Origin of the sequence: Collinsella sp. AM44-11 (assembly GCF_003467145.1) — a bacterium.
Classification (GTDB): Bacteria; Actinomycetota; Coriobacteriia; order Coriobacteriales; family Coriobacteriaceae; genus Collinsella.
In genome coordinates this window covers 24955-35538 of record NZ_QSFE01000020.1, presented here as the reverse complement: position 1 = coordinate 35538, position 10584 = coordinate 24955, and the positions used below count along the sequence as shown (strand labels likewise).

The following is a 10584-nucleotide window of genomic DNA, read 5'->3' as shown; positions in this document are numbered from 1 at the left end:
AGTCGCTATTTAGGGCGTCCAAGATTTGGGACGCAGTTCAAATTTGCTACACCGGGCTTATAAATACAGCCGATCAAAACGCAATGACTTCAACTGCACCAAGATATAGAAACTCGGTACTACCGCTAGTCAACGATCCAAGCCGTATTCTATTCTAATGGCGTATTTAATACCCAGCCCCACTGAGGCGTAGCGGTTGTGTGGTAGTAGCTCAACCACCAAGCAAGCGATGTCGTCCTGATGTAGCCCACGTTATCCATAACCATACCGTTACCAATATAAATAGCAATATGCCCCCATCGAGCCCCCGCACTTGTATGCGTGTGCGTAGGAACAGCAACTATCATTCCAACCTTAAGTTGAGAGATGTCACGGCTGTGGCACCAGTTCCAAAACATGTCACATGCGTCTCCATTAGGGTAAGATCCGAGCACGGGGTAAAACACATGGCTAACCCACTCCGAGCACAGACCCGCCCCGGGGGAAGGAACGCTATAGCATCGACTGACAATCTGAGACTGTAATGAGGTGGTTGCCGTACGTTCGGGTTCCACCCAGGCACCGGAAGCGTTAAAGAAATACTCAGTGTCTCCGATTCTATTCCAGCCAGTCACCATTTGACCGGAAGACATAAGGTAATACCACGCTCCGTCATCATCGAGGAACCAGCCAGTATTCATGGCACCGGATTCGTTGTCTAGGTGATACCACCTACCGTCAATGGATAGCCAACCGTGCTGCAGCACTCCGTCTGAGTCTGTGTAAAACCACGTCCGAGCAGCCGAAGACCAGTACCAGCCTGCAGAGGCATTGCCTTCATCATCCCTAAGCCTAATCGCACCCTCGCGGTCCCTGACACCCGACAGCGCAATTGCACCACTGTCAGACGCATAATAGGCAATTTCATCTTGCGAAAAAACCCAAGCGTTGCGCTTTAAAGCGCCACCACTATCTGGATCCAAATAATAACGGGTGCCATTTACGGTCTGAAATCCCTCAAGCATGGCACCATTATTATTTGAATCAAGCAAATACCAGTTAGAGCCATAGTAAAACCAACCGGTACGAATCAATCCCGAAGCACTGGCGCAATACCACGTCTGATTGTCAATAAACCAACCAGAATCCATAGAGCCTAATTCGGAAAAGTGATAAAGAGTGCCGCTAATGGATTTAAAACCCTTAGCCATAGATCCGGAAGGTTCAAGCCAGTACCAGATATTACCAAAATGCAGCCAGCCAGTCAGCATGGCGCCTGAACCGTCCAAGTAATACCAGCTGTCATCAATTAAATTCCAGCCAGTCTTCATCAGTCCTGATGTCTGGTCTAAATAGTACCAATGTCCGCTAGTAAAAACCCAGCCCTTCATATGTGCGCAGGATTCAGAAAAATAGTGCCAGCCATCACCCAGACATCTCCAGCCGACTGCAGCATATCCTTCTGAGTCAAAGTAATACTCCGCGCCTCCAATAGTTAGAAAACAGTTAGATGGCCAGCCACCAGCCTGATATTGCCACCACCATTTACCATTTTGGAAAACCCAAGCGCCAGGAAGAGCAATGTCATTATCAGAAGAACGGACGATTTGGAACGATAACTGAGTGGATACGCCCGCATAGTCTCCTAAACCGTTGACACTTATTAAGGCACAACCAGGTGCAATATTATTCGAATAAGAGACTTCGAAATCGAGTCCACTCACCAGTGCGGACCCATTCGTAGCTAAAACCGAAACCTCTGGTGTAATGGCGCCGCCGGTACATTCATATGTCGACGAGTCGATGGAAGCCTTAAAACTAACTGAATCTGAGGGTAACGAATCGTTATCCGATGAATCAAATGTCTTCTGCCCGACTTGGACCAAAGAGTCATTAGCAGCTTCAGCCGCGCAATCTTCAGATAACGAATAAGCGCTACTGGGGCATAACAGAGAAATAAAGCAAATAGATATCAGGGCGACCGCACTGATAAAACTCAAAAATCGATTTCTCATAATCCCACTCTTCCTATCGAATCAAATAGACTTTCGAATAACCAGGCGAAGTTAGCCCTGAGATACGATTTCCAAAGCCATCACTATGCCAAAATAAATTCTCACTCGAAGTGTTGCCCCAGAAAAACCCGATATGGCAATCGTCAACATAAGGATTATATGGGTTGAAAAAGACTAAGTCTCCCTTTCGAGCCAGCCCACTACGGAGGAGCTCCTCAACAGAGTTAAACGAGGTGATATTCGCATGCGAGTCGATTGCATACCCATACCATCGATAAGCATTTAAATAACTCCCTCTACCTGGGCCCCCACTCCAGGGAGAATGATTCTGCTCGATTGCAATTGGAGAGAGATCACCGCCGACGCTCCTATAAGCGTGAGAAACAAAGCCGCCGCAATTCATGCCGGTCAAACCATCCCAACGAGGAGATCCATTTGGAAACATGCACGTGTCGATATTCAGTCGCGAATCGTAACGCGTACCGCGATAGTAGCCATCATCCTCATGACTCGTAAGCCACCGCAGAAGATCCCTTCTGCTTACACCTAATACAGAACCTGAAGGATTGACCCAAACGCCACTTTTTGAAAAATAAGCCTCTGCCCCATCAACGACAAGCCAGCCATTCTCAAACATGGCACCAGAGTCCTGAAGCCAATACCATGCTCCTGATTGGTACAGCCAGCCCCTTTTCATCCTAAAAGACGAAGGATCTAGCCAATACCAAGATCCGTCAACAAGCCGCCAACCAGTGGCAAGTACGCCTTTGTCGTCAGCGAAATAACTATCGGAAGAGATATCAGTTTTATCATTCGAGTTGATTGGACAGGAGATCCAGCCTGAATGCGTATTAATCTCCCCGTTCAAATCGACAAAGAATATAGAATCTCCGATACGAACCGGGCCGGGCAAAGAGCCAGCATGCGCCAACATTGGCGCACCGCTTAAAGACTGCGAAAAGGTCTCAGACAAAACGCCAGATGCAGAGGCCCAAGCACACCCCGTTTCAAAGAGCACCCAATCCGATATTGCTATAGCACCAGAATTCAAAGCGAAGTAGCGTTTTTCACCAACATCAAATAATCCGGTCTTCATCTCACATGAAGCACTGTCAAAGTAATACCATTTACCGCCAATTTGCAGCCATTTGTCACGCAACAGCGCTCCGCCGTCGCCTGCGTAATACCAATGATCGCCTACGAAAGCCCACCCAGAAATCATTCCCCCAGAGCTTCCGCATACATATGCATGTCCATTATCATTGACAAGGCCAGTTGCCATTGCTCGCGTGACCGGATCAAGGTAATACCATGTGTTTCCTTGCCTTAACCAGCCAGCATGCAGGGCGCCACTGGCGTCGGCAAAATACCATTTTCCATCAAAAGAAACCCATCGACTAGCGGCCATAGAACCATAGGCGTCGAATATGTATTGATTGGAACCGCAAACGAATAGTCCCGTTGCCATAGCCCCACTTATTTCATCGAGCCAATACCAATTCCCGCAGCTATAAAGCCATCCTCTTCGCATCGCGCCAGACGGATTTAAGTAATACCAAGCATCTTCCACCTTAACCCAGCCGGTTACCATTGCACCGGATGCACCCGCGTAATACCAAACGCCAGAGTCATTAATCCATCCTACTTGCATAACCCCATTCGCATCGAGATAGTACCAGGTGCCGGAAATCATCTGCCAGCCGATAAGGAGGCAACCAGTGGGAGAAGCATAGCCCCAAGTATTTGAGACCGAATCATAAAACCATCCACTATGTTGCATTTTCCCATCATTACGACCGCCAGGAGAACCCAAAAAATACCATTGTCCATCAACCTGAACTCGTCCTGACGCCATTACGTGTTGGGAATCGAAATAGTACCAATCTCCAGCCAAATAACGCCAACCAGTAGCCGCGGCCCCATCAGACTCAAAATAATACCAGCCTGTGGAATTATCAAAATACCAGCAACTCGTTGCCATCGCTCCGGTCTCGGGGCTGTAGTACTTTAGATCGCCATTCTCGCTGCAAACAAAACCATCACGAACTCCGGGAGACTCTGCAGCGGCATCAGAGTCAATCGCGAACGATTGAGTTGGCAAAGGCGCAAAATAAGTGAAAAGAAGTAACAGCGGAATAAATGCCAAGCTTTTAATTGACCCTGACTTGATTTGCACGACATGCTCTTTCTAATTAATGTGTGTCACTGAACATAATGATAGTTAAAAGTATTTAATTTGCCACAGTAAGGTAGCAAAACAAGTATTTGATTGAGAGCGCATATAAATGTGAGTTTAAACAGAATGCCTGACGTCAAAAAGCAGCAACATATGCTCCAGTGGAAGCAAACAGTACCATGCGTGACTTCTAAAACGCAGAACACTCTGAGTTGAAATACAGCCCCATCCCCATTAATCTACAAGTTTCCGACTGGAAGTCTGATGAGAACGATCTTGAAAAAGAGAGCTGCTCGCGGGATATCAGCTTGGATGAATGGCCCGAGGATATCTGCGACGACAATGATTTACGATCCTTGATATACGATGGCAAATGGACGGATGAAGGTGATTCCCACTCATTCGAAACTGGTATGAGCCCCGCCTTCATTACGACTTCCTGATTACGTACGCCAGCCCAATGTCACACCCACAACGTACGATTGACGCAAAGAACCATGGCAATGGCAGCGCCATAAGAAACGGCATCGTTTGCCAAGGAATAAACCAATCAACCGCGTGAATAGCAAAGATGGCAAGGCTTGCCTGTCCGCAGAACACAAGCCCTCGCTCCAGCACCCCTAGCACGGGCGCATTCTTTAGCTTCTCCAACGCCATCGAAACCCAGCATACGCAGTAGCTACCAGCAAAAGCGGCAACCGTGGCACCAACGAATCCATCGACACGCCGGCTCGAAAGCTCAAGTCCGCTTAGGGCTGCAAAGATAAGCCACACAACGCCCGCCCCAATAAACAGCAGGGGCTTCTGCACGCACGGTTCCAGGCTCAGCTGACGTGCCGTGTAGCCGGCCCACATAAGCAAACCAACATAGCAGCTCAAGTCAAAATCAAACGGCAGGAAGATACTCAAAAAGCGAGATACACCCAAACCGCAGAAGGCCATCGCAGCGCAAGCCACGCCCTGACAGACTACGCCCAAATCAAATCGGTCAAACAATAGCATTGCAGCATTAAACAGTAAGCGCGAGGTAAACAACGCGGCCAAAAACCACGCCATGCCAACAGCAGCAATACCAAACCCGGGAACATCGACACCCGAAGCAAACACAAGCGTCTTAAGCCCCGCAACCAGCGTACCGCTCGTAAAAGGAACACCGCTCATCAAGAACGTCGGCACCTGCCACGCCAGTGCAAGAACCACATACGGCACCAGCAGGCGGGACACCGAACCACTCAGCAGCTCACGCCACGGCTTCGGCCTAAACGTATACCCGGCAAGAATAAAGAACACTGGCATGTGAAACGAGAAGATTGCGTGTCGCAAGGGAGAGGGATTTGGGACGGTGTGCCCCACAATGACCAGAATAATTGCAATCCCCTTTGCAATATCTATCCAGTCGAGCCTTTTGCTTACCATGGCAAACCCTTCAAAACCGCAGTACACAAGATGAAAAAAGCCCAGACCACCAAGCGGTCTGGGCTTAATAAACGATGGTGCTCCATGGCGGATTCGAACCGTCGACCTTGGGATTAGAAGTCCCCTGCTCTATCCAGCTGAGCTAATGGAGCAAATAACCGCACGCCCAAGCAGGCGCAAGCCTGTCAGGCGCAAATAATTATAACCTAGTTGAACTGCTCGCGGTACGCCTTGCAGACCTCATCGACCGGGCCGTCCATGCGAAGGTCGCCCTTCTCGATCCAAACGGCACGCTGGCAGATGCGCTCAACCTGCTCCATGGAGTGCGAAACGAACAGAACCGTCACGTCACCGCTCTGGATAAAGTGCTGGATGCGGGCCTCGCACTTCTGCTGGAAGAACACGTCACCGACGGACAGCGTCTCGTCAACGATCAGAATATCGGGCTCGGTAATCGTCGCGATTGCAAAGGCGATACGCGCCACCATGCCCGAGGAGAAGTTCTTGAGCGGCATATCGACAAAGTCTTTAAGCTCGGCGAACTCAATAATGTCATCAAAGCTCGCATCGATAAATTCCTTGGTGTAACCAAGCAGCGCACCGTTAAGGTAGATGTTCTCGCGCGCCGTAAGCTCGGGGTCAAAACCGGCGCCCAGCTCGATAAGCGGGGCAATGTTGCCGTGAACCTTAACCTCGCCCTCACTCGGCTCCAGAACACCAGCGATGATTTTGAGCATCGTAGACTTACCGGATCCGTTGGTACCAACCAGACCGACGACCTCACCGCGATGCACGTCAAAGGAGATGTGCTTAAGAGCACGGAACTCCTCAAAAAACAACTCGTGCTTGGCAAGCTTAATAAAGTATTCCTTAAGGTTCGTCAAAGACTCAGACGCCATGTTGAAAATCATGGTGACGTCTTTAACCTCAACAGCAAGAGGCTGCTTGCTGTAATCAACCGTAGTCGCAGACATAACAGCGCTCCTTAAATGTAGAGAATAAACTTGTGCTCGGTCTTGTGGAAGACGGCGTAGCCAACGACCAGAGCGATAACTGCCCAGATAACGCAAAGCCCCAGCGTAAGCATAGAAGGCACGGTATTGAACAGGAAAATATCGCGCATAAACTGCAGGTAGTTGTACATGGGGTTCACAACGACCAGAACCTGAATCCAATGCGCCATCTGGCTAATGTAATCGGTGGTCCAAAAAATAGGCGTCAGGTACATCCACGCAGTGATAACGACGGTCCACAGGTGCATAACATCACGGAAAAATACGGCAAGCGCCGAGAGCATCATGCCCAAGCCCATGCAAAAGCACATGAGCAAAAACAGGCAAACCGGCAGCAAGATTAAATGCCAGGTAGGAAGAACATGGAACCACAGCATAACCAGCGCGACGGCAACCAGAGAGAAAGCAAAGTTAACGAGCGAGAACAGCACCTTCTGAACCGGGAACACCCAGCGGTGCACCTTAACCTTTTTAAGCAAGGACGACGCCGCGATGATGGACATGAGTGCCTGGTTCGTCGACTCGGACATAACCGAGAACGTAATGTTGCCGACAATCAGGTACAGCGGATACATCTCGGGCGTTATGGAACCATTGCGGCTCTGACCAAAAATGGTCGAGAACACAATGGACATGACGACCATCATAAGAAGTGGATTGAGTACCGACCACGCAACACCCAAAACGCTGCGACGATACTTAATCTTAAAATCCTTAGTGACAAGCTGCCTCAGGATGTATTTGTCTTTTTCGAAATCATTTTTAGCGTGAGAGGCCGGCTTAGCCACCGCTTTCTGACTATCTACGCTGTCAGTCACGGACCATCTCCTTGTCTCGTAATTCATAACAGTGGAAAGTATAGCCTTCAAAGACGGCAACTAACCCAGCGATGCAAATCTGGAAAAGTACCCCATAGCAAATACAGGCGCCAGCCGACAGGTATACTAGCAACCTACAATAACTAATGGGGGCAAACATTTTGGACTATAAAGACACAGCAGTCATCATTCCCTGCTACAACGAGGCGGTCACCATCGGAAAAGTCATCGACGACTTTCGCCGCGAGCTTCCGCAGGCGACAGTCTATGTATACGATAACAACTCGTCGGACGAAACTTCCCGTATCGCAACAGAACATGGCGCAACCGTGCGCTTTGAGCCACGTCAGGGAAAAGGCAACGTCTGCCGTCAGATGTTCCGCGATATCGATGCCGATTGCTACCTGATGGTCGACGGCGACGACACCTACCCTGCCGAAGCAGCAAAAGCCCTTTGCGAGCCCATCCTTAATGGAACGGCCGACATGACGGTCGGAGACCGCCTTTCCAATGGAACCTATACCGAGGAGAACAAGCGTGCCTTCCATGGTTTTGGCAACAACCTAGTTCGCGTCATGATTAAGTGGATCTATGGCTACAGTTTCGACGACGTTATGACGGGCTATCGTGCCATGAGCCGTCCCTTTGTCAAAACGTTCCCCGTGCTCTCCGAGGGCTTTCAGATCGAAACTGAACTCTCCATCCACGCCGTCGACCACCGCTGGCGAATCAAGGATGTGCCTATTGAGTACCGCGATCGCCCCGAAGGATCCGAATCTAAGCTCAATACCGTCAGCGACGGCATCAAGGTCGTCGCCATGATTGGCACGCTGTTCAAGGACTACCGCCCGCTGAAGTTCTTCGGCCTCGTCGCGCTTCTGTTTGCGTTGATCGGCCTCGCCCTGGGTATGCCCATCGTTGTCGAGTATTTCCAGACCGGCCTCGTCCCGCGCTTCCCCACCGCCATGCTCGCCGCGTCGTTTATGTTCCTGTGCGGTCTGAGCCTTGCGACCGGATTCATCCTCGATTCCGTGGCAAAGGTCGAAAAAAAGCAGTGGGAGGTCAACGTGTACAGCAAATACGCCTACGACGACCGACCCTGCCACCCTACTTCCAAGCCAAGCGAGAGGTAGATCTTCCGCAAAATACTATTGGCACCACTGCGCAAATAGCCACCAACAAGAAAAGCCGCCGTTAAAGAACGGCGGCTTTTTCTCTCGAAAAGTTGATATCGGCTAGAGCGTCTTGAGGTACTCCCCCAGCTCTTCCTCCCAGTCGGGCATGTGGAACCCGACTGACTCGAGCCTGGACAGGTCGAGCGCGGAGTGGACCGGGCGCGGGGCGACGGGGCCCTCGGCGCCGGCGTAGTAGTCTGCGGTGCTGACGGGGACCACTTTCCCCCCGTTGCCGTTGGCGGCCTCGAAGACGGCGCGGGCGATGTCCGCCCAGGACTTCACGGCACCGGAGCCGGTGCAGTCGTAGGTGCCGTAGGGGGCCTTCGCGTCCAGCACGTGGAAGATGGCCCCGGCCATGTCGCGCGTGAAGGTCAGGCGGCCCAGCTGGTCGTCCACGACGGTGACCTGCTCGAGCCCGTCCTCGGGGTCGGCTACGCGGTCGGAGAGGCCCTTCATGGTCTTGACAAAGTTGTGCCCCTCGCCGATGACCCAGCTGGAGCGCATGATGTAGTGGCGCGGGCACCCCGCCACGGCGATGTCGCCGGCGGCCTTGGTCTGGCCGTAGACGGACAGCGGGGAGAACGGCTCGTCCTCCGTGTGGACCTCGGCGGTTCCGTCGAAGACGTAGTCGGAGGACACGTGGACGAGCGTGATGCCGTGCCCGGCGCAGGTGCGGGCGAGAAGGGCGGGGCCGGTCGCGTTGGCCTTCCAGGCGGTCACGCGGCCCTCGGGGGTCTCCGCCCTGTCGACCGCGGTGTAGGCGCCGCAGTTGATGACGGTGCCGTAGAGCGACCAGTCGTATCTGGAGTAGGCCTCCGGGTCGGACATGTCGAAGGTGTCGATGTCGCAGAAGTCGAAGTCCTTGACGACGCCGCGCTCCTCGGCGAGCTTGCGGACCGCGCGGCCCAGCTGGCCGTTGCAGCCGGTGACGAGGGTGCGCCTGGGCGCCATGGGCACGACGTCCTTCAGCATCGGGTGGTTGAGGTCGGCCTCGGAGACGGTGGCCCGGTCCAGCGGGATCGGCCACTCGATGGCGAGCTCCGGGTCGGCGAGATTCACGAAGGTGTAGGTCTTCTTGAGCTCCAGCGACCAGTGGGCGTCCACCAGGTAGGTGTAGGCGGTGCCGTCCTCCAGGGCCTGGAAGGAGTTGCCCACGCCGCGCGGGACGTAGATGGCCTTCGACGGGTCGAGCGTGCAGGTGAACACCTTCCCGTAGGTGGCGCTGCCCTCGCGCAGGTCCACCCAGGCGCCGAAGACGCTGCCGCGGGCCACGGAGATGAACTTGTCCCAGGGCTCGGCGTGAATGCCGCGGGTGACGCCGCGGCTGTCGTTGTAGGAGATGTTGTTCTGGACGACGCGGAGGTCGGGGACGCCCAGGGCGGTCATCTTGGCGCGCTGCCAGTTCTCCTTGAACCAGCCGCGCGAGTCGCCGTGGACGGCCAGGTCGACGACCTTCAGGCCCTCGATGCCGGTCTCGGTGACGGAGAGGTCCTTCTCGAATGCGATGTCAGCCATGTGGGAAAAGCTCCTATCGAAGAGGTTGGATAACCGGGGGCGCCCGCGCGGGGACGCAGGATCATCCCCATGCCCTGCGGCCCCGCGCGGGCGCCCCGCGGTGCGGGATGCCGGGATGCGGCCTACTGCCCCTGGGCGCGGTAGCGCGCCTCGGTGGCCTCCTTGGCCGGGCGCCACCAGGACTCGTTCTCGACGTACCAGTCGATGGTCTGCTTCAGGCCCTCGGCGAAGTCGGTGTGCGCCGGCCTCCAGCCCAGCTCGCGCTGGAGCTTGGTGGAGTCGATGGCGTAGCGGCGGTCGTGGCCGGGGCGGTCGGCGACCCAGTCGAAGTCCTCGGGGTCGCGGCCCATGGCCTCCAGAATCATGCGCAGCACGGTGATGTTGTTCTTCTCCCCGTCCGCGCCGATGAGGTAGGTCTCCCCCGTGCGGCCCTTGGTGAGGATGTCCCAGACGGCCGAGGAGTGGTCCTCGGTGTGG

The 10584-nt window shown here is 53.4% G+C and carries 8 protein-coding genes and 1 tRNA gene; 1 reads left to right on the top strand and 8 read right to left on the bottom strand.

Annotated elements, in window-relative coordinates; all coding sequences use genetic code 11:
• Positions 1-149 precede the first annotated feature (149 nt).
• The 6 genes from DW943_RS09840 to DW943_RS09815 all read right to left on the bottom strand — a co-directional run bounded on the left by DW943_RS09840 (position 150) and on the right by DW943_RS09815 (position 7417).
• A complete protein-coding gene (locus DW943_RS09840; RefSeq protein ID WP_117862924.1) occupies positions 150-1994 on the bottom strand; it encodes a hypothetical protein in 1845 nt (614 codons plus the stop codon).
• A gap of 13 nt (positions 1995-2007) precedes the next feature.
• Positions 2008-4170 (bottom strand): hypothetical protein, encoded by a 2163-nt coding sequence (locus DW943_RS09835; protein WP_117862923.1) that lies wholly within the window; start codon positions 4168-4170, stop codon positions 2008-2010.
• Positions 4171-4599: 429 nt separating this feature from the next.
• A complete protein-coding gene (locus DW943_RS09830) occupies positions 4600-5586 on the bottom strand; it encodes an acyltransferase family protein (protein WP_117862922.1) in 987 nt (328 codons plus the stop codon).
• Positions 5587-5661: 75 nt separating this feature from the next.
• Positions 5662-5738 (bottom strand) — tRNA-Arg (locus tag DW943_RS09825).
• 54 nt (positions 5739-5792) lie between these two features.
• Positions 5793-6560 (bottom strand): ABC transporter ATP-binding protein, encoded by a 768-nt coding sequence (locus DW943_RS09820; protein WP_117862921.1) that lies wholly within the window; start codon positions 6558-6560, stop codon positions 5793-5795.
• 11 nt (positions 6561-6571) lie between these two features.
• Positions 6572-7417 carry an ABC transporter permease gene (locus DW943_RS09815; RefSeq protein WP_233543654.1) on the bottom strand — a complete coding sequence of 282 codons (846 nt, stop codon included), beginning with the start codon at positions 7415-7417 and terminating at the stop codon, positions 6572-6574.
• Positions 7418-7578: 161 nt separating this feature from the next.
• Between DW943_RS09815 and DW943_RS09810 the strand changes: the two genes are divergently transcribed.
• Positions 7579-8550 carry a glycosyltransferase family 2 protein gene (locus DW943_RS09810; protein WP_233543653.1) on the top strand — a complete coding sequence of 324 codons (972 nt, stop codon included), beginning with the start codon at positions 7579-7581 and terminating at the stop codon, positions 8548-8550.
• Positions 8551-8652: 102 nt separating this feature from the next.
• Here the strand turns inward: DW943_RS09810 and DW943_RS09805 are convergent, their stop codons facing one another.
• Positions 8653-10107, bottom strand: a complete 1455-nt coding sequence (locus DW943_RS09805) for a sugar nucleotide-binding protein (RefSeq protein ID WP_117862918.1) — start codon at positions 10105-10107, stop codon at positions 8653-8655.
• Between the two features lie 122 nt (positions 10108-10229).
• A partial coding sequence (locus DW943_RS10735) for a GDP-mannose 4,6-dehydratase (RefSeq protein ID WP_233543652.1) occupies positions 10230-10584 on the bottom strand: 355 nt, incomplete at its 5' end.